The following is a 20,727-nucleotide window of genomic DNA, read 5'->3' as shown; positions in this document are numbered from 1 at the left end:
ATTGAATTTATTATATAAAAAAGATGAAAGATTAACTAGGTAAATTTACAATACATTAATTTACTTACAGTCAATAACTTTATTAAAAATCTGGTCTTTTTTGTTTATTTTTGTACTATAATAGAATAGTAATACAATATATAAATGATATTATAGTTTACACTTTTAGGGGAATTGACTATGGAATTAGATATCAAAAACGTATCATTAAAGTTTGGTCAAAGGCTAATACTTGATAACATTAACCTTAACTTACATTCAGGTGGGCTCATTGGACTAATTGGTCCTAATGGCGCTGGGAAATCAACTTTATTGCGGATAATATCAACTATTTTGCAACCTGAAAAAGGAAGCATATTTTTAGATGGAGTAGACATTGTTAAATATCCCAAAAAGATGCGAATTTCATTAGGATATTTACCACAGCAAGTTCCATATTATCCTCATTTAACTGCAATTGAATATTTGCAATACATTGCGGCTCTTAAAGGTATTTCTAAAAAGCAAGCACGAAGTAATATTGAAAATTTACTAACTAAATTTCATTTGATTAATGCAAAAAATACAAAATTGGCCGACTTTTCTGGCGGTATGCGACAAAGAGTAGGTATAGCCGCCACATTACTAGGTGATCCAAAAGTAATTATTGTTGATGAACCTACAGTCGGATTAGATCCATTAGAAAGAGTAACTATTAGGAATGTTTTGGCAGAAATGGCTGTTAATCATATTGTTATTTTATCAACTCACATTATTTCTGATATAGAAGCAGTTGCTTCTAAAATTATTGTTTTGAAAGAGGGGCAAATTTTATATACAGGTTCACCGGAAAGACTTTTACAGAGGGTAACAAATTCAGTTTGGGAATATACTGCTCCAGTTAATCAGGTTCTTAATCAACTAGAAAATGTTAGTTCTATTACGCAAGAAATTGATGGTGTTCATATTAGAGTAATCTCTCAATCTAAACCTAATGCAGAAGCTGTTAATGTAACACCACGCTTAGAAGATGCCAGTCTGGCTATCTTAGAAAGCGGTGATTAGTTTGACTAGAATTGTTAAAGCTACATTTTTAGAACGAAGTCGACGCTTGTCATATTGGGCTCTAATAATTTTGGCCTTAATCGCAGCTGTTATTGGATATCCAAGAATTAAGGGTCCAATTAAGGTATTTGTACTTGAGCCGAATTTATTTATTCAAGCAAGCAATCCTAGTTGGGTTCCAGTTAGTGTGGTGTTAGTATTAGGCTTGTTTTTACCAATTATTAGTTACCTGTTTTTAAAAAATACAATTGGAATTGATGATCAAAATCATACTAATGTTTTAATGGCGTCAGTTTCCTTTTCTAAAATTAAGTACATTGGTGGAAAATTCTTGGCGAATTGTTTACTTTTATTTATTCTCTGGATTGTTATCATATTAGGGACAATTATAATGGTGATTTTACAGTTTCCAGGGAAATTTATTGACTTTTATCAGTTCTTAACGCCATTTTTAACTTTATTACCTGGTATTTTCATAATTTCGATGCTTGCGATATTTACAGAAATTGTTCCTTTTCTAAGAGGTATTCTAGGAATAATTCTTGTTAGCTTTTTTTCATTAATTTGTTATGGAGTTAGTATCGAAAATTATAATTCCTTTTTTTTAAAGATAATTAATCCATCTGGTAGCTCCTATTTATTCAAAATGATTCAAGATACTTGCGTTAAGACAGTAGGGCAACCATTAAAGCAAACAATGCTACTTAGTTCAGGAAATTTTAAAGAAACAGGAAAGCAGACTTTATTTTTTTTACCGATTAAATTTACTCAGCAAGATCTACTAATTTTTATTATTCAGCTCATAATTTGCATTGTAATGCTAATTTTAGCAGGTTTTATTTTTTCTCCGCACAAATACTCAAATAAAATTCGTAAAAATTCCATCCCTATTAACTTAGTTCACGACCATCATAAATTGAAAACAATCAATTCAAAATCGGCTAGTAGTAGTTTATTAAAAACTTCATTTGCTTTATTATGGAGACCACTATCTATTTATAATAAACTTGCATTAATTATTTTGTGGTTAACAGCATGGCTTAGTTCATTAGCCATAAAGCAATTAATAATTTTACCTTTAATCTTATTAACAGAATTACCATTATTGAGTAATTTAGGTTCACAAATTACTCAATTTAGTTTCTATCAATGGCTGATGACGATTCCTAAAGCACAAAATAAGCAACAATTTTTTGAATATGTAGCTAGTTTAACATTTACACTAATCTTGTTTTTACCTTTCATGCTAAAGTCAAGTTATACTGCTTTGTTACTAGTATGTTTTAGCATTATGATTTGCATGCTAGCACAAGTTTTAGGATTAATTACCAAGTGTAACCGCATGTTTATTTTTTTAATGGTCATTTTTTGTTTTATCTACCTAAATGGAATTACTAACTTGTTACCCATAAATAAACTAAATCCATCTGTCTGCTTAGTATATCTTGGTGTAACCCTAGTTTTATTTTTAATAAAGTGTAGCTTAAAGCAGTTAATTAAATAATTGGTATAAGTATTCATATTAAATTGTTCTTTATTAGCTTCATTTTGAATTAAACTCAAAATGAAGCTTTTTGGTAAAGCTAAATTTTATTCAAGACACCAATTTTCAAAAACATTTAATTCTTAAACCAGCTTAAGTAATATGCTAAAATTTCAGTATGTAGAAAGTAGGGGAAAAAGTGAATTTACGTTTAAATACTTTAGCCAATATGGTAGATACAGGTAGTCGGGTTGCCGACATTGGTACTGATCATGCTTATTTACCAATTGAATTAGTTAAATCAGGTAAAATTGATTTTGCCATTGCTAGTGACATTGCATCAGGTCCCCTAGCAAATGCAAAGCAAGATATTATCGAAGCCGGACTTGCAGAAAAAATTGAACCACGTCTAGGTGCAGGACTTGACACAGTTAATAAAGCAGATCAGATTGATACTGTGGTAATCGCTGGTATGGGGGGCAAACTCATGACCCAAATTTTAACTACTTCTTGGGAAAATGGTTTAAGTTTTGATACGCTAATTTTAGCGCCAAATATTGGTGAGTATGGGGTACGAAAATGGCTAATTGAGCACTCTTATCATATTCAAGCTGAACAAATTATTGCTGAAGCAGGTCATATTTATGAATTAATTAAGGCTAAAAAAGTAGCTAAGTTAGAAACATTAACTCAGGCACAGTTATTTTTTGGACCAGTAATTATTAAAGAAAAAAATCCAGTCTTTTACCAAAAGTGGCAAGACCAGTTGCATTATCATGAGCGGCTTTTAGATAATTTAAATAAGGCTAAACAAAAGGATTCCTTGCGTATCAAAAAAGTAGAACAAGAAATCGAGTTAATTGAAGGAGAATTAAATGACCAAAGTTAAAGATATTGTCACCATTCTTTGCCAACACTTTCCTGAAGAAATTGCTAGTAAAGGTGACCCCGTAGGACTGCAGATTGGTTCACTTAATCAAGAAGTACATAAAGTAATGACTACTCTTGATGTGCGACCAGAAGTAGTAGATGAAGCCATTCAAAGAGGAGTTAATTTAATTATTAGTCATCATCCAGTTATATTTCGGCCTGTCATTAACCTTAATTTTGCTGATCCACAAAATGAAATGTATGGCAAAATTATTGCTCACGGAATTGCTGTCTATTCAATTCACACTAATTCTGATAAAGCACAAGACGGTTCTAGCGATTGGCAGGCAACAGAACTAGGTTTAATTGATGTTAAACCTTTCTGTTTTGATGCTGATGGTATAGCCATTGGCCGTAAAGGAAAATTACCACACCCATTATCAGCACATGATTTTGCGTATTATGTTAAAGCTAAAATGAAAGTTAAGATGGTACGGTTAATAACTGCTGATTCTAATAAGATGATTTCATCAGTGAGTTTTATTTGTGGCGATGGTAGCAAGTTCTGGCACCAGGCGGTTGCAGAAAAAATTGACGCATTTATTACTGGTGACGTCTATTATCACACCGGTCATGATATAATTTCTTCAGGATTAACAGTTATTGATCCTGGTCACTATACAGAAAAACTATTTAAAGATAAAATGTATCAAAAGTTAACTCAATGGAATAAAGAAAACAATTGGGACCTACAAGTGGAAAAGTCTACTGTTTCAACTAATCCATTTCAAGATTTATTTTAATAAAGGAGAATTATGGAATATCCAAACTTACTGCCAAGATTTTTAAAATATGTGCAAGTCAATTCACGATCAGACGAGCATGCTGATCGTTTCCCCTCAACCAAACGTGAAGAAGACTTTCAAAAAGAAGTAATTATCAAGGACTTAGAAGAATTAGGTCTAAGCGATGTTCATTATAACCAAAATTCCGGCTGTGTAATCGCTGAAATTCCCGCTAATATTGATTTTGAAGTTCCAACAATGGGCTTTTTAGCTCATTGTGATACGGCAGACTTCAATTCCGAAAATGTTAAACCGCAAATTCATGAAAACTATGATGGCAAATCAAAAATAAAATTAGGAAATTCCGAATTTTACCTTGATTCCGCAGTTTTCCCCCATCTTGCAAATTATAAGGGGCAAACTATTATTACCACTTCCGGTGATACTTTACTTGGTGGCGATGATAAATGTGGGGTAGCAGAAATAGTAACTTTAGCAGAATATCTTTTAACCCATCCAGAAATTAAGCATGGCAAGATTCGTTTAGCTTTCACGCCAGATGAAGAAATTGGCACTGGAGCAGGGCATTTTGATGTAGCAGAATTTGGAGCTGATTTTGCTTTTACCGTTGATGGCGAAGCACCAGGAAAACTTGATTGGGGCACTTTTTCTGCTGCCCAATTTGGGCTTGATATTCAAGGAGTGAACGTCCATCCAGCAGTAGCCAAAGGACAAATGGTTAATGCACTTCAAATCGCAATTGATTTTCAAAATCAATTGCCAGCAGATGAGGTTCCAGAAAAGACTGATGGGCGACAAGGATTCTTCCATTTGATGAATTTAACCGGAACGGTTGATAATGCCCATATGGACTATATCATTCGCGACTTTGAGCGCGAAGGCCTAGAAGAACGAAAAGCATTAGTCAAATCACTTGTTCATAAAATGAATGAAGCATTTGGTACTGAACGAATCAAGTTGAAAATGTGGGATCAATATTATAATATGGCGGATGAATTAGCTAAACGTATGGATATTATTAATTTAGCTCGTGAAGCTTATCGCAGTGAAGGATTATCAATTAATGAAGATCCGGTTCGCGGTGGCACTGATGGGTCTCAGTTAACCTATATGGGTCTGCCATGTCCTAATATTTTTGCTGGACAAGAAAACATGCATGGACGCTACGAGTACACAGTTTTAGAATCAATGTACAAGGCAGTTGACGTTATGGTAAAAATGGTTGAATTAAATGTGACAAATAACAAATAGTGAAACAAAATTATAGCTAATCACACTTTTTTAATAAGATGATTAATTTTTTAAAAAGCTTTTATACCAGGTATAGTTGGCTGTTTTTTAAAATTAGCTAATTATACACATCTATTATAAAAAAATAAATTTACTCACAAAAACATTGTTTTAGATGGCTTTGTGGGTATTTTTTTGCCTTAAGTAAATAAATTACATGGTCGTGAAACAACGAAAAAATTATTAAAAAGGTTGAAGCCTTTTTAAGCAGCTATCGAATAATAGGGTGTTAATCTAATGATACTTAATATAGCAGATTTAAAAATGCTAATGAAAGGATATCATCTAAAATCACTTTGCTTGATCTAGCTTTTAGCGGCCAAATTTATGTTAATAATCACAAATAGCTGCTGACGCAGCTGGCCAGCTTTTATAAAAAAATTAGGCTTTATTTTTCAGAATTACTATTATTGAAAAGTTTACCAGTTTGTCGTAGCCATGTCTTTGTTAGGTAAAAGTAGTTAATAATATGAAAAAACATAAATATTGCATAAATTAACAATTTACGATATGATCGTGTAATAGAAATATAATACAGTATATAAAGGATGGTGTGCTAGTGGAATTTAAGGACAATATACCTATTTATCTCCAAATCAAACAGTACCTTTATCGGCAAATTATTACTGGTAAATTACAGCCTGGTCATAAAATACCTTCTGTAAGAGAATTAGCGGTTGAGTTAACGGTCAACGTTAATACTGTTCAAAGAGCTTTACAACAAATGAATGCTGAGGGTATTTTGTTCACTAAAAGAGGCGAAGGCAATTTTGTCACCGAAGATACTGCTTTACTTGAACAGACAAAGGCTAAATTGATTAAGGCTGAATTAGAAAAGTTTGTTCAAAGTATGAATGCTTTGGGAGTATCTGATGATCAAATTAGTGTTATTTTATCAAATTATCTGATAGGAGAATAAATATGGATAATCTTTTAGAAATTAAAGATTTAACCTATAAAAAGAACCAAAAAATCATCTTGGATAAAATTAACTTAGAGTTACAACCAGGAAAAATTGTGGCGCTTTTAGGTGAAAATGGGGCAGGCAAGACTACTTTGATGCGTATCATTGCTGGAATGGCTAAAAACTATCAAGGTAGTGTTACACTTCTTAACGAAACTAAAGAAGCTATGAGAAAAGCGCATTTATCATTTACTGATGGGTTAACCGGGTTTGGTGACTCAACGAAAATCCAGGATATTGTGCATTTTTATCAAGTTATTTATACCGATTTTGATGACGAGCAATTTGATCAATTAAGAAGTTTTATGAAACTTGATCTTAATATGCGTCTATCTCATCTTTCAAAGGGGATGCGTGAAAAATTAATTATTGCATTGACTTTTTCACGTAAAGCTGATTTATATCTGTTAGATGAACCATTTTCAGGGATAGATGCAATGGCTCGCAAAAAAATAATTAATTCAATTATTCTCTGGAAGGCTGATCAAGCGACAATTTTGATTTCCGATCATTTTGTTAACGAAATTGCGACCATGCTTGATGAAGTTGTCGTTATTAAAGATAAAACAGTGCTTACACATCAATCAACTGAAGCAATTAGGACAAATAATCTGAGTATTGAGGAATATTATGAAGGACTTTACTTAAAGGAGGATGAATAATGTCAATTTTTAAGAGTTTATTTAGCCAGCAATTTAAACAAAAAACTAAAAATTTGTATTTAATCCTGTTAATCGAGTTCATTGGTTCAATTGCCATTACTTTTTTCTCTAGTAGGTATTCTTATAATAGTTCTGTATTAGATACTTTTATGATTAAATTGCTTTCTATATATGGCACTATTATGATTTTTTCAACTTTTGCTTTTTATATTATTACTTGTTTTATAAATGAAAAAATCAATCTTAGCCAAACCTGGCGGCTCACACCAATTAACGATAGTTTATTTTACATTAGTAATATCTTAAGTTCATTTGTCACTATGGTTTACTTTAAATTACTTGAACTACTAACCCTAGCCATATTTAGTGGTATTTATTATGTAATTAGTCCTCAAGTTCGAACAAATGTTGCAATTACACTTAATGAGTTAAATAAATATACGAATTCCCGTCTTGGTGATTTATATAATATTCTTGATAAAACATTAATTTTCATCACAATTATGGTCTTGTTTGCCTTACTAACTTATCTTATCATTAGCTTTTTAAATTTCACGAGTCGGGCAATTATGAACTTTCTGCCCTATGTATCAGGCAGAGGAGTATCAAGTATTATTCGGTTAGTCATAATTTGGTTAATTGCGTGGCTGTTAGTAAAAATTAGTAATTTAATTAGAATGAACAATATTTTTTCCGGCTTTATGGTAAATGATAAAAGTTCTTTACTAATCATTTTGGTCTTACTAATTTTGAATCTATTTTTCCTAATCGTTAACGTTTTCTTAATGCAACATTACTTTGAAGCAATTGAGAAAAAGTAACTGTTTAATAATTATTAAAATTAAAAAACCATCAAGGCTTAACTTGATGGTTTTTTAACTTAATTTGTTTTTTTTAATGACTAGCAGCCAAATAGTCATACAACTGACTAATTTCTTCAGCTGTAAATTCACCCTTACCAGTTTTCATAGAATGAATTTTTTCTACTGATAAATGACTAGCAAAAGCTAAATCAGTATCAGTTACATGGTGTTTAACTTGATAATTAATAATTGTATCGGATAATTCTTCTAGTTGTTGATTCATAATAAATTGCTCCTCTAGAATTTATTTTGCTAAAAAAATTAAAATAACCTAAAAACTTTGGATTCGATTAAATGGCCAATAACGTAATACTACTTTACTTACAAGATTACTACGTTTAACTGGTCCAAATATATGAGAATCCTTAGAAATATCGCGGTGATCACCCATAACAAAATAATAGCCCTGCGGTACTTTATAAGTAAAATTACTGGTATAAGTTTGCCCAGCATCATTAGCTGCTTTTTTGAAAGAATTTTCTAAGTAGGGTTCTTTCAAAAGCTTACCATTAATGTACATTTTATCATTTTTGGAAACCAAAGTATCGCCAGGTAGACCAATTACACGTTTAATATATAAAGCTCCAGGTGTGTCGTTAGCAGCTTTCGGCGCAAGTAAAACCACAACATCATTTCTTTTTGGGGTGAAATGACGCGTAGAAATTAATCGCTCATTATTTTCAAAAGTTGGCTGCATCGATGGTCCCGACACACGATCATTTGAAAGTACAAAATTAAATAGCAGGTAAAAAATCCCAAGAATGATTGCCATCATTACTACAACATCTAAAAGGAATTTTCCCCAACTTTCTTCTTGCTCATCTTGTTTATTTACTATCTTTTTTGCCATAAAATATTCTCCTTATATTCCATTACCTTTTATTATAACTGAAATCTTGGCAATTGAATGTTAAAATCATTATTAGGTATTTGATAATGACAGAATTTTTAAATAAAATTAACCAATTAGATAGTGAAATTGATAATCAGTCGGTTCATGAGCAAGTGCAAATAGTTAATCAAATGATTTCTTTTACCAGACAAAAGAAAATCATGCCACTTGCCCCCAAAAAACTAGGCTTTTTACCAGATGAAATTGAAGCAATTTGTTTTCAAGTTGCAGCAAATAAAAAGAAAAAAGTAAGGATAATTAATCAACTTTTAAATAGTGTACGCCAATTTTTATCCATTAAATATGGTATTTGGTCCTTACCAAACTTAGCAACAGCTAAATTGATAAAAGATTATTTTCAAATTGATCAAGCACTAGAAATCATGGCCGGCAATGCTTGCTGGGCTAAAGCTTTAACTGAAGTTGGGATTGAAACTATTGCAACTGACTCACTGGAATGGGCAAAAACTTCCTTAACTGGAAATAATCCATATATGGCAGTTAAAAATTACGATGCCCCTAAGGCAATCGAAAAATTCGCTACTGCACAATTAATTATCTGCTCTTGGGCCCCCAATTTTACCAAAAGTGATCTTTTAGCAATTAAAGCATGGCAAAAATATAATCCGCAAAGTCATTTGCTTTTTATTGGCGAAAAAAACGGAGCCACCAATTCGATGGCATTTTGGCAAGAAGTTAAGTTTAACTATTCCCAAAAACTTGATAAAATTAATCAGTCCCTTAAAAGTTACGATTTTATTAATGAACAAATATTTGAGATAAAGCATGAAATTTAAAAAAATAATAATCTTTGTGACAATCTTTTTGTCCCTTTTGGGCATTGGCTCTATGTTATCTAATATACAGTCCAGGGAAGCCGATCAACTTCTCGAAGCCTACGGTTTAAGTAATAATACACGTTATATAGAAGTCAAAAATAATCAAACAATTAGCTCTTTTTTGACATATTTACAAAAAAATTATGCAAAATATAAAATTCAACTACATTTTAAAAGTAAAATAGATCCTAAGCAAACACTGATTTGGGCTAACCATAATGTAATTACTTTGCCAACTGAAAGTGGGCGCTATTTTACAGCTGACGATTTTCAAGGCAGGGTATCCTTTGCCGTTTTAAGTCTTAATGCTAAAGTTCAAACTCTAGCAACTCAAGGAAATGAATATGTCGTTTTGGATAATAGTTACTATTCAGTGATTGGGACGTTAAAACATTATCATCAAATGAAACAAAATGGTTACTATCTTTCTACTGGTCCAAAACAACCAACAGGAAAAGCTAAGCTAACAAATTACATCATTATAATTGATAGCTCAAGTAAAATTATAAATAAACTAGCTTCACGCTACAAAGTTAAAATTAAAACACCAGTTTTTGTTAAAAATCATCAAATTCATAAATTTTCAATAATTAGAGAAATCAGTTTAGTGATAGTTTTTACCATAATTGCTATGTCCTGCAGTACATTATTAGCACTTCTTGACTGGTCTGTGGTAAAAAATACTGCGTTAACTGGGCAGCTGTTGCATAATTGGCTATTTAATCGGGGAGTCAGAACAATTCTATTAGAATCAGCTCTAGTACTGGGAGCATACCTTTTTCTTTCATGGCGTGCTTTCATCTCTAAACCTCAGCAAATGATTTTGTTACTATTTCTTAGTTGTTTTCTTATCATTGCCGCTTATAGCTTTACTATTTTACAGCATTTAAGAAAGGAAAAAAAGCATGCTTAAATTACCAGTTGATTTTCTAAATAAGTATCAAGCTTTACTAGGAGCTGAAAAGGCTAAAGAACTATTTACTTCACTTGAATATTCACCCAAAAAAGCTTATCGAATTAATTCATTAAAATGGCAAAATCAGGTTTCTTATAAGCAAGATGAACCAATTTTAAATATTAATGCCGCTTTTTATGGAAAAATAACTGGTCTTGATCCTGAATGGGTTAGTGGTACAGTTTATTCGCAAGATCCAGCTGCCATGTTTCCAGCTATGATTGCCGAGGCTAAGCCTGGTGAGCGTGTTCTTGATCTATGTGCTGCTCCTGGAGGTAAGAGTACTGCTCTAGGAGAACAATTACAAAGTCAAGGTCTGTTACTTGCTAATGAAATTTCCCGTTCACGGGCAAAAATATTACGCGAAAATATTGAACGCTGGGGAATTAGCAATGCTTTGATTACAAACGAGACCCCGCAAAAATTAGCATCACAATTACCACATTTTTTTGACAAAATTGTTGTTGATGCTCCCTGTAGTGGTGAAGGAATGTTTCGGAAAAACAATGAAGCAATCAACTATTGGTCACCTGACTATATTTCGGTTTGCCAAAAAAGGCAAAAAGATATTTTAACTGAAGCAGTTAAAATGTTACGTCCAGGAGGTGAATTAATATATTCGACTTGCACTTTTGCTCCTGAAGAAAATGAACAAATAATTTCTTGGTTAGTCACCAACTTTAATTTCGAAATTTTACCAATTAAATTAGCAAAAATAGCAGTAGACCATGGACATCCAGAATGGGCTGATGGGAATTTGTCATTGAAAAACACCTTACGTTTTTGGCCTTTTGATGAATTAGGTGAAGGGCAGTTTGTTGCAAAACTAAAATTAGTTAAATCTGAATCCCAGCTAGTAAAAAGCTCACAAAAAAAGAGACGTAAACGCGGAACTAACCAGAATTTACTTAATAAAGAACAAATTTTATTAATCAAAAAAGTTTTAGAGCCCTTTAATTTACCTAATGAATTAAAAAACTGGTCAAAATTAGGTCTTGTCCAAAATAATCACGTTTGTATTCCAGCATTTCCTGAAGTTGCTAGTTTACATCTAAAAATCATCAATAATGGAATAGATCTTGGGATTTTAAAGAAAAAAAGATTTGAACCCAGTCATCAATTGGCAATGGTTTTAGGTCAAATTAAACAAAATCAAGTAATTAATTTATCTGAGCAAGATTATTTGTGCTATTTACATGGCGAAACTGTTCGAATTGACACTGAAATACGGGGTTTCGTTTTAATTAGTTGTCATAATTTAATCTTTAGTTTTGGTAAAGTAAGTGGGGATGGTATTTTAAAAAATTTTTATCCTAAAGGGTTACGTACAGTAAAGAAAGGATTTCAAAATGATTAAGTTAATTGCAACAGACATGGATGGCACCTGGTTAACTGATGAAAAGACGTATGATCATGAACTATTTTTACGCGAATTTGAGTTAATGAAGAAAAGAAATATTAAGTTCGTGGTGGCCAGTGGTAATCAATTCGAAAATATTTATCAACGTTTCCCAGAAGTTGCAAGTCAAATATACTTTGTTGCCGAAAATGGAGCTTTAGTTGCTCACGGCCGACAAGTTATGCATACAGCTAGCATATCTGAAATTGATTGGCAAACACTTTTGGAAATTATTAATCGTTTTGATGAAAAGGTAACCGTTTCAGGGCTAGCAAGTGCTTATGTTTTAACTAAAGATGGCAAAGCTTACGCTCAGGAACTTAAAAAATATTACGAAAAATTGACCCTGGTCGCTAATTTTGAAGATTTGGCTGATAAAATCTTTAAAGTAACTTTTGACGTATCAGCAGCAAAACTACCTGCCTTAATTGATTTACTTAGACACGAATATCCGCAATTAGGTTTTGTAGCTGGCTCAGCCACCTCAATTGATATGTCCACTAAGGGGATGAACAAGGCAATTGGTCTTGACTACCTAAGTCAAAAATTTAGAATTAATCCACGTGAAATGATTGCCTTTGGTGATAGCGGCAATGATGTGGGCATGTTCAAATATGTTGGTCAAAGTTTTGCTACTTCTACAGCTTTACCAATTGCTAAAAACGCTGCTAGTCGTGTCATTGGCTCAAGTAATGACAGTGCGGTACAAAAAGAAATTTGGCAGATTTTAAATAGTTAATAAAAAGACATCCAATGAAAGAAAGCTCGAAAGTTAGACAATTTTCGAGCTTTTTTCTATAACTAAAATTATTTAAGGAACGGAACAAAACAGAAACTCAATTTTTATTATCAATGAAAAAATGGCAGGGTAGCTAGTTAACCATTTGGCTAAGCTATATCAGCTTGAAAATGTGGCCCACCAGTCCGCTATTATAATCCAACTGAGTAAGCTTAATTACATTGCGTATGATAATTAAGAACGCATAAAGTGTAGCTAAAAAGGCTTAACGCCACTTAAATATCGTCATCAAGCCTTAGCCCGTCATTATTAAAATTTATTAGTCTAACTTTGGGAATTCACTTTTAAATGAATTTTTTTATTTAAATTGTTGAAGCCAACTATAAAGAGGCTCATCATAATATTTTTTTAACTTGGTTATTTGCTTTAAATCACTTATCCCATATAAAGCCAGCAAATATGCCAGTTCTTCTTGCCAATTCTTTATCATTTGCAATAAAAAATTAGCTCCCTTTTGTTCCAATGCTTGCAAGAAAACATTAGCTACGCCAATATATTTACCACCTAGAGCAAGTCCTTTAAAGACATCTAATGGTTGGCGTACACCACCTGAAACAATTACTTCAACTTGCTCATTTTTAGCAAGGATAGTTGCTAAAACAGTGGGTAAGCCTAAATCTTCTAAATAAGATAAATCACGTTCATTTCTAGCATTTTCAATTTGAGCAAAGTTAGTACCACCACTACCAGCTATATCAAATAAAGTGAAGCCTTCACTTTTGAGTAAGCGAATAGTTGTTGGATCAAGACCAAAACCAACTTCTTTAATAATAATTGGAATTGTCAATTTTTGGCGTAAGTCTTGTAAATTTGTTAGCCAAGTAAAATCTCGTTCTCCTTCTGGCATAGCTATTTCTTGTACAGAATTGAGATGAATCTGCAGTGCGTCAGCCTCGAGTGCTCGGACAATTTTCTGGGCCGAATCAGCTTTAGTCTTAGCATTAAGATTAGCAATTACAACTCCAGTTGGATCTTCTTCTCGAGCAACCAAGAAACTAGTAAGGGCTTCTGGTTCCTTAGTTAAAATACTGGCTGAACCTAGTGCTAGAGCTATCTGTGTTTTTGCAGCTATCTTACCAAATGCTTGATTTATTGCATAGGCTTTATCGGCTCCACCAGTCATTGCATTAATAAAGAAGGGGACTGCTACTTTTTTGCCAAACATTACAGTTGTTAATTGTTCCAGTTTAACTTTAGTTTCGGGCAAAGCCGGGCGCAATAAATGCATTTGGTCAAAACTATTTGGCTTGTTTGTCTTATAGAATTGACCAGCTAAAGCCAGGTGGTCTTCTTTACGCTGAGATCGAATGGACATTTTATTCCCCTTATTGTAATAATTTTACTTGATGCACATGGAAGTTTAATGGCAAAATGTCATTCTGTTTCCAATTATTGATTAAAGCAGCAATATCGGTTGTATGATCAGCAATCACAATTCCGCAATCACCGTTACCAGCTCCGGAAGTCTTAGCTGCTCCACCATAGTCTTCTGCAATATTAATTAGTCTTGACAAGCGAGGAATTTCAATAGCAATTTGATTGATTTGCGCAAAATGCTGAAGTAAGTGCCGATTATTGCGAATTTCTTGCTGAATAATGGTAATATTATTCTCTTCAAAGCCGGCAATCATTTTTAAAACACAGTTTCTTGATGCTTGCAAAAATTCACTATATTTTTCATTTAATGCATCTTTATTCGCATTTGTTTCATCAACTAAACGTGAAGTAGATGCGGGAGTTTGACTCCAACCAATAAGTAATTTCATTTCTTTAGGAGGAGTCAAAAGCTGAATTTTTAATCCTGGCCAAGCTTCACTGACCACTGCTACTAATTTTTTAGTAGCCAATTCTTTACTTAACCATGCCTTATCAAAAGTTTGGTATGCTAACCAGCCGCCATATACACTAGCTGCAATATCGCCGGCAGACCCATTACCTTGTACAGAATAATGCGAAATAGCAGATAACTTATATACTAGTTCATTACTATATACGACATGATAAAAGCGTAAAATTGCTTTGACTGTTGCCACTGTAACTGCTGCACTTGAACCTAAGCCATATTTTTTGCCATCAGCTGAATCAAGATCAGAATTAACATATAAATCATAAACTTTCATTTTAACATGTTGTTCAAGACAGTACTGCTCAGTATACGAAATTGCTGCCAAAATATATTCAAAAGGGTTATCACGATTATCAATTACCATTTTCGCCCCACGGCGTACCCAATGAATTGAATTTTGCGAATATTGCTTAGAATGAATTAAGCCCATTTTTGAATTTGATTTAGTAATTGAAACTCGGATAAACTGATCAACAGCAACCAAAATTGCGGGACAATCTTGTTCTAAAACCGCATATTCACCAGCTATATACAACTTTCCGGGTGCTTTTTCTGTTATCAAAAGAATTTAAGCTCCTAATCAATTAAATTACATTATTGATCCAAGTATGAAAGTCCTGGACCAAAGCTTGCATTTACTATCTTAACATTCTCAAATTCTGATAGAAACTGTTTAATAATTTCTTTGACATTTTTTAATTGCGCTAAAATTTTTACATTAGGACCAGCATCAATTGTGTAATAGCATTCAATCCCACTAGCACGTAATTGCTGTACCAAGTGAATAGCATGAATTGTATCTGGCTCAAAATAACTGAAACCAGGGTTAGCAGTTAAATTAATCGCATGCATTTCATTGGCATTAAGTTCTGCCAATTGACCTAGAGCTGAAAAGTCCTGGGCCTTAATTGCTGCAACCATTGCGCTAAGCTCCTGTTCATTACGCTTTATCCAAGGTATAAAAAATGGAGATGTTTGTGCTTGAAGCATCCCAGCAGTTGAAGATAATTTTTTAGGATTAGGATTTAATTCAATTGCAAGCAAATGTAAGTCCATAGCCGGAGTCTCATCTAGAGCATAGGCATAAGATGAGTCATGATCAAATCCCTTTTGCCAAATTGCAAATCCACCATATATTGAACGACTAGCCGAACCAGATCCTAATCGAGCTATTTTTGATAAATCACGTTTACTAAGCTGAATATTATAGCAAGCACAAAAAGCTCCAGCCATCGCTGCAAAAGCCGAACTAGAAGAGGCCAGACCTGCAGCGGTGGGAACGTGGTTAGTCGATTCAACCCGTAAATTGTCTGATACACCAAATTTTTTTTGTAAAATTTTTAAATAAGTAAAAACTCTTTGATAGTTTTTGCCTGCTTGCAGGACACCATTTAGAACAAATTCATTTTTTTCGCTAACCGTAATCCTAGTATCAGTAAAAAACTGGTCTAAAGTCATAGATAAGCTGGACATTAAAGGTAATTTATTTTTCGAATCGGCTTTACCCCAATATTTAATTAGGGCAATATTAGTATGAGCACGGGCTGTTTTATTCATTAAATTTCCTCAATCCATTGGTTAACAATTAATTTATGACTTAGGTCAGCAATTTTTTCAGCTATTTCATGATTGGCACAAAGCGCAATCACAATGCCGCCCAGACCGCTACCTGATAATTTAAAACCCAAAGCACCATTAGCAAGCGCAATATCTTGTATTTGATCAATTTTAGTAGTCGATAAATTAAAAGAATGTAATATATCTTGGGCTAAATTAAAAATTTGTCCTAATTGTTGCTTATCCTGGTTCACCCAAGCAACTTTAGCTTGATCAGTAAGGTTACCTAATTTTTTAATATTTTGCCTAGCTGAGATCGAGTTAGCTACTATTGTATGAACTTGCTTAACTGCTTTTTGAGTATTACCTAAATCCCCAGTATCCATAATTAATAAACTGGCTTTCAATTTACTTTTTAATTGGAGAGCACCGTTTTTTTTGTTGAAAAAAAGCAAATTATCAGAATTAACTGTAGCGGCATCAATTCCTGACGCCTTACCATGATTAATCATTTCTGCATGATTAATCATGGTGATGATTTCTTTTTCACTCAAATTTAATTGCCAATAATCATTTAATGCTCTAACAGTTGCAGTCGCTACCGTCGCGCTTGAACCTAAGCCGCGTTCAATTGGAATTTTTCCTGTATAAGTAATTTTTACCAATTGTTGGGAGTTAGTCTTAGCTAACAATTTGGTGACAACATACTTTAAGCCATCATATTCAGCTGGTGCAGCCAAAAATGGGCCGTGATATAGAGCAGTATCCATCCATAAGATGGTAGATGGTTCAATTGTTGCTTTAAGCCATAAAGATTTTATTGGCATTGCTAAAGCGTTATACCCATAAACAACTGAGTGTTCGCCGAGTAGAATTACCTTTCCATGTGCTTTGTAACTAAGTTTCATTTTATTTAAGATCCTCATTGTTTGTGAAAAATTTGCTCCTCCTATGCTAAAATAAAAAGAATAGAGGAGAAGAGAACAAATGATTAAGATTTTAATCGGTCGACAGACAGATTCCTTACAAGAAAAAGTTTTGCAGGCGGCGGTAGAAAATTATATTCGCTTTCCAAAACATGAAACTTTCGTTATCGTTCCCAATCATATTAAGTTTACCACAGAAATTAGGACAATTAATAAGTTAGCCGTTAGTTTGCAGCATACTGAACAATCAGTTAAAAACTTACAAGTGCTATCTTTTTCACGCTTAGCATGGTACTTTTTAAAAGATGCTGAAAAAGGACTACCAACTCAACTAGATAATGCAGCTGCTGCAATGCTTTTAGCTAAAATTATTGAGCAAAATCGAAATCAACTTCATTTATTCAAAAATGTTAGCACTAGCCCCGGATTACTAAAGCAAATTTATGACACCATTTTACAAATTCGCGAGGGCAATCTAGATTTAACTGAAATTAATGAAGAAAAACTAGATTTGGAAACTCAAAATAAAATTGCTGATTTAAAAGTTATATATGATAGTTTTATTGCAGGTATTAATGATAAATTTTCTACTTCTAATGAAATTCAATTGCAATTAAATGAGTATCTGGCGGGAAAAATTGATTTAAGCAAAACTGATTTTTACTTTAGCGATTTTTCCCATTTTACTTTACAAGAATGTCTAACAATTAAGCTCTTGATGATGAAAGCACATAGTGTTACTTTAGCCTTTAAAACTAAAGTAGGCAAAATTAAAAAGCAAACTGAACCAGGAGATTATGATTATGTTATTCAAAAAACAATTAATCAGTTAATCAATTATTTAAATGGGCATAAACTAAACTTTGAAGTTAGTGAGACACCCATGGCACCAGTGCCAACAAAACGGGAATTACTTAATGAATTTTGGGTTAATGTAATAGATGATATTAGCGACCTAGATCAAATACAGCTAGTTCGGGCTGATAACCGCTACTCTGAGGCTTATTTTGTCGCACGAACTATTTACCAGCAGGTAGCCTTAAATAATTATCGCTATCGTGATTTTTTGGTGTTAGCACCAAACTTACATGAATATGAAACCTATCTAACTCCAATTTTGCGACAAAATAAAATCCCATTCTTTAATGACTTACAGCAAGAAATGAAATACCATCCTTTAGTAGTCTTAATTGAAAATATTGCCCAACTATTAACTCGCCCACTTGCTACCCAAAATATATTAGCTGTAATGAAAACCCGATTAATTATTCCGAACTGGTATCAAACTGAGAGTGCTTATTTACATGATATTGATGAATTAGAAAATTTTGTTTTAGCTCACGGTATTAATAACAATCTTTGGAAACGAGATTTTACTGATTTCACAGCTGCAGGTGTTATTTATCTTGACCAAGATTCCGATGAAGTAGCCAAAATAAACAAGTTAAAAAACTACTTTGTCAAGCAATTAACAGGGTTACTAACTAGTATTAAAAAAGAAAAAGACACGCAAAAAGCAATTACCATCTTTTTTGATTTTTTAATCCAAAATGGAGTTACACAAGTCTTAGAAAAATGGCGTGAAGAGGCTCAAGAAGAAGGAGACTTACAACAAGCCCGCCAATCTGAACAAATTTGGGATTTATTAATTAATTTATTGCATGATTATCTTTTAATTAATGAAACTGAGTTTAATCTACCGAGTTTTTTTGATGTCTTGATAAATGGCTTTAAAGAAGCAACTTTTGCTCAGATACCAGCAACATTAGATGCTGTTAATTTATCAGAAACTGGCATTGTTCAAGTTGGCGGCTATAAGCAAGTTTTTATTTTAGGGGCAACCAATGTCAATCTACCACAAATTAAAACAACACCAGGATTTTTAAGTACTGAAAATTTAGAAAAACTGCGACCAGCCTTTGGTGAGGAAGCTTATTTGGAAGATTTTCAACAACTAAATAATTTGAATCAAAATTATCAATTTGGCGATTGCTTAGCTCTAGCAGAAGATAAAGTTTATCTTTCATATTCTGTAGCTGGATCTGACAATGAAAAAGCCCTTCCTTCAATTTTTTATGAACGAATTAAAAAAGCTGGCGCACCGGAATTTGAACAACACGATTTGCCAGAAGGAATGCAGGACGTCTTAACTTTTTTGACTAACCCACAAGCAAGTTTGGGATACTTAACATACTTAGGACAAACACAAAACAACAATGTTACGGCTTTAATTCAAATGACCCAACAACATTTACCTTATCAAACGGCCTTAGTTACAGCAGCTAGTCAGTTTGTTAATGAGCCTACAGACATCGGCCCAGCGTTGGCGCAAAAATTATATGGTTCTGACTTAAATGCTTCGGTGTCACAATTAGAGACTTTCTATGAAAACTCCTATGAATATTTTTTAAACTATGGCTTACATTTACATAAACGTTTCGAAAATGAATTAGATTTAATTCAGGCAGGTAATTATTGTCATGAAACCTTTGATTTCTTAGTTAAGGAACTTAATCGGCAAGCACTTAATTTAGCAGAAATTGATGATAAAACCCTAAATCAAATACTTGAGGATGTACGTTTGCATATAACAAGTGAAATCAAATATCAGCAGTTATTAAACGATCCGTTCAATCAATTTCTATTCAAATGCCTTGATAAAACCACATCGCGGGTAGTAAATAATTGGCATCGTAATGGTAAAGTAACACCTCTACAAGCAAAATATTCTGAATTAAGTTTTGGCTTGGGTGAAAAAGTAAGCGGACTTAATTTCCCTATACCTGATTTTACTAATCATCAAGTTAATTTACGGGGAAAAATTGATCGTATTGACTTAGCTCAATTACCAGAAACAAAAGAAACAATTGCCCAAATAATTGATTATAAGTCTTCTGCTAAAAAGTTTGATTTAGGTCTTTTTTATGAAGGCATTTCTTTACAAATGATCTCGTATCTTGATGTTTTAAAGCAAAATAGACCCTTTTTTGCGGGAAAGAACTCTTTATCCTTATTAGGTGCCTTTTATCAAACAATTACCAGGCAGCTAGAACGGCTCAATAGTAAGATGCTTTATAACACTAACTTGCAAATTAAAGAGACTAATTATGATAGTAACAATCGGTTACGCTATAAGGGCATCATCAATAATGATCAGTTAGCTTTTTTAAAAGCTGACACCGAACTTAAAAAACAAGGCGTATCATCAAATTTATATGCTAATGTTAAATCATCTGCTAAAGATGGCCATTTAATTTTTTATGGTAATTCTTTTAGTGATGATGAAATTGATCTATTACTCGAATATGATGAAGTCTTAATTAAAAATGCTGCCAGACAAATACTTGCTGGTGAAATCAAATTAAATCCATATAAATATGAAAAGAGTAGCAATGCATTAACCTACTCTGATTATCGTGACATTTTCTTCTTTGATGCCATGTTGAAAGAAAATAAATATCATCAAATTGGAAACTTAAAAAAAGCCGATTTGATTGACAAGGTTAAAGCAAAACTAGAAAAGGGTGAATAA

The 20,727-nt window shown here is 32.9% G+C and carries 19 protein-coding genes; 13 read left to right on the top strand and 6 right to left on the bottom strand.

Annotated elements, in window-relative coordinates; translation table 11 throughout:
- The first annotated feature begins 180 nt into the window (after positions 1 to 180).
- The 8 genes from F5ESL0233_RS03830 (at position 181) to F5ESL0233_RS03795 (ending at position 7,940) form a co-directional block, all read left to right on the top strand.
- Positions 181 to 1,044 (top strand): ABC transporter ATP-binding protein, encoded by an 864-nt coding sequence (locus tag F5ESL0233_RS03830; RefSeq protein ID WP_090091990.1) that lies wholly within the window; start codon positions 181 to 183, stop codon positions 1,042 to 1,044.
- A gap of 1 nt (position 1,045) precedes the next feature.
- Positions 1,046 to 2,548 (top strand): hypothetical protein, encoded by a 1,503-nt coding sequence (locus F5ESL0233_RS03825; protein ID WP_147442583.1) that lies wholly within the window; start codon positions 1,046 to 1,048, stop codon positions 2,546 to 2,548.
- A 178-nt stretch (positions 2,549 to 2,726) separates the two neighbouring features.
- Positions 2,727 to 3,416 (top strand): class I SAM-dependent methyltransferase, encoded by a 690-nt coding sequence (locus F5ESL0233_RS03820; protein WP_122058819.1) that lies wholly within the window; start codon positions 2,727 to 2,729, stop codon positions 3,414 to 3,416.
- Positions 3,403 to 4,200 (top strand): Nif3-like dinuclear metal center hexameric protein, encoded by a 798-nt coding sequence (locus F5ESL0233_RS03815; protein ID WP_122058817.1) that lies wholly within the window; start codon positions 3,403 to 3,405, stop codon positions 4,198 to 4,200. The genes F5ESL0233_RS03820 and F5ESL0233_RS03815 overlap by 14 nt, the downstream gene beginning before the upstream one ends.
- Before the next feature lie 12 nt (positions 4,201 to 4,212).
- The gene (gene pepT / locus F5ESL0233_RS03810) at positions 4,213 to 5,454 is read left to right on the top strand and encodes a peptidase T (protein ID WP_122058815.1); all 1,242 of its coding nucleotides are present in this window, start codon (positions 4,213 to 4,215) and stop codon (positions 5,452 to 5,454) included.
- 598 nt (positions 5,455 to 6,052) lie between these two features.
- On the top strand, positions 6,053 to 6,412 hold the full coding sequence (locus tag F5ESL0233_RS03805; protein WP_090091982.1) for a GntR family transcriptional regulator: 360 nt from the start codon (positions 6,053 to 6,055) through the stop codon (positions 6,410 to 6,412).
- A gap of 2 nt (positions 6,413 to 6,414) precedes the next feature.
- Positions 6,415 to 7,119, top strand: a complete 705-nt coding sequence (locus tag F5ESL0233_RS03800; RefSeq protein WP_090091981.1) for an ABC transporter ATP-binding protein — start codon at positions 6,415 to 6,417, stop codon at positions 7,117 to 7,119.
- Positions 7,119 to 7,940, top strand: a complete 822-nt coding sequence (locus F5ESL0233_RS03795; RefSeq protein WP_122058813.1) for a hypothetical protein — start codon at positions 7,119 to 7,121, stop codon at positions 7,938 to 7,940. Before F5ESL0233_RS03800 ends, F5ESL0233_RS03795 begins: the two co-directional genes overlap by 1 nt.
- A gap of 73 nt (positions 7,941 to 8,013) precedes the next feature.
- Here F5ESL0233_RS03795 and F5ESL0233_RS03790 read toward each other — a convergent pair whose 3' ends face one another.
- Together F5ESL0233_RS03790 and lepB are read right to left on the bottom strand one after the other, a co-directional pair.
- On the bottom strand, positions 8,014 to 8,205 hold the full coding sequence (locus F5ESL0233_RS03790) for an LBP_cg2779 family protein (protein WP_090091976.1): 192 nt from the start codon (positions 8,203 to 8,205) through the stop codon (positions 8,014 to 8,016).
- Positions 8,206 to 8,253: 48 nt separating this feature from the next.
- Complete coding sequence (gene lepB, locus F5ESL0233_RS03785; protein WP_090091974.1) at positions 8,254 to 8,832, bottom strand: signal peptidase I; 579 nt, start codon at positions 8,830 to 8,832, stop codon at positions 8,254 to 8,256.
- An 86-nt stretch (positions 8,833 to 8,918) separates the two neighbouring features.
- Here lepB and F5ESL0233_RS03780 point away from each other — a divergent pair, with 86 nt between their 5' ends.
- From F5ESL0233_RS03780 to F5ESL0233_RS03765, 4 genes are read left to right on the top strand one after another with little or no spacing between them, the layout of a single operon-like run.
- On the top strand, positions 8,919 to 9,671 hold the full coding sequence (locus tag F5ESL0233_RS03780; protein ID WP_122058811.1) for an SAM-dependent methyltransferase: 753 nt from the start codon (positions 8,919 to 8,921) through the stop codon (positions 9,669 to 9,671).
- Positions 9,661 to 10,626: a hypothetical protein gene (locus F5ESL0233_RS03775; RefSeq protein ID WP_122058809.1), complete on the top strand. Its 966-nt coding sequence runs from the start codon at positions 9,661 to 9,663 to the stop codon at positions 10,624 to 10,626. Before F5ESL0233_RS03780 ends, F5ESL0233_RS03775 begins: the two co-directional genes overlap by 11 nt.
- Positions 10,619 to 12,025 (top strand): RsmB/NOP family class I SAM-dependent RNA methyltransferase, encoded by a 1,407-nt coding sequence (locus F5ESL0233_RS03770; RefSeq protein ID WP_122058808.1) that lies wholly within the window; start codon positions 10,619 to 10,621, stop codon positions 12,023 to 12,025. The genes F5ESL0233_RS03775 and F5ESL0233_RS03770 overlap by 8 nt, the downstream gene beginning before the upstream one ends.
- Positions 12,018 to 12,806 carry a Cof-type HAD-IIB family hydrolase gene (locus tag F5ESL0233_RS03765; protein WP_122058806.1) on the top strand — a complete coding sequence of 263 codons (789 nt, stop codon included), beginning with the start codon at positions 12,018 to 12,020 and terminating at the stop codon, positions 12,804 to 12,806. The genes F5ESL0233_RS03770 and F5ESL0233_RS03765 overlap by 8 nt, the downstream gene beginning before the upstream one ends.
- Before the next feature lie 358 nt (positions 12,807 to 13,164).
- Here F5ESL0233_RS03765 and fni read toward each other — a convergent pair whose 3' ends face one another.
- The 4 genes from fni to mvk are packed head-to-tail and all read right to left on the bottom strand — an operon-like array spanning position 13,165 to position 17,177.
- Positions 13,165 to 14,181 (bottom strand): type 2 isopentenyl-diphosphate Delta-isomerase, encoded by a 1,017-nt coding sequence (gene fni, locus F5ESL0233_RS03760; protein WP_122058804.1) that lies wholly within the window; start codon positions 14,179 to 14,181, stop codon positions 13,165 to 13,167.
- A 10-nt stretch (positions 14,182 to 14,191) separates the two neighbouring features.
- The gene (locus tag F5ESL0233_RS03755; RefSeq protein ID WP_090091964.1) at positions 14,192 to 15,274 is read right to left on the bottom strand and encodes a phosphomevalonate kinase; all 1,083 of its coding nucleotides are present in this window, start codon (positions 15,272 to 15,274) and stop codon (positions 14,192 to 14,194) included.
- A gap of 32 nt (positions 15,275 to 15,306) precedes the next feature.
- Positions 15,307 to 16,269, bottom strand: a complete 963-nt coding sequence (gene mvaD, locus F5ESL0233_RS03750) for a diphosphomevalonate decarboxylase (RefSeq protein WP_090091962.1) — start codon at positions 16,267 to 16,269, stop codon at positions 15,307 to 15,309.
- Entirely contained in the window at positions 16,269 to 17,177 is a 909-nt protein-coding gene (mvk, locus tag F5ESL0233_RS03745; RefSeq protein ID WP_122059245.1) for a mevalonate kinase, read from the bottom strand. Before mvk ends, mvaD begins: the two co-directional genes overlap by 1 nt.
- A gap of 79 nt (positions 17,178 to 17,256) precedes the next feature.
- On the opposite strand from mvk, the gene F5ESL0233_RS03740 reads away from it, so the two are divergent.
- The gene (locus F5ESL0233_RS03740; protein WP_122058802.1) at positions 17,257 to 20,727 is read left to right on the top strand and encodes a PD-(D/E)XK nuclease family protein; all 3,471 of its coding nucleotides are present in this window, start codon (positions 17,257 to 17,259) and stop codon (positions 20,725 to 20,727) included.

This window comes from Lactobacillus sp. ESL0233, from assembly GCF_003692995.1.
GTDB lineage: Bacteria > Bacillota > Bacilli > Lactobacillales > Lactobacillaceae > Lactobacillus > Lactobacillus bombicola.
Note: the sequence above shows the minus strand (reverse complement) of the source record. Positions and strands in the feature narration are given on the sequence as shown.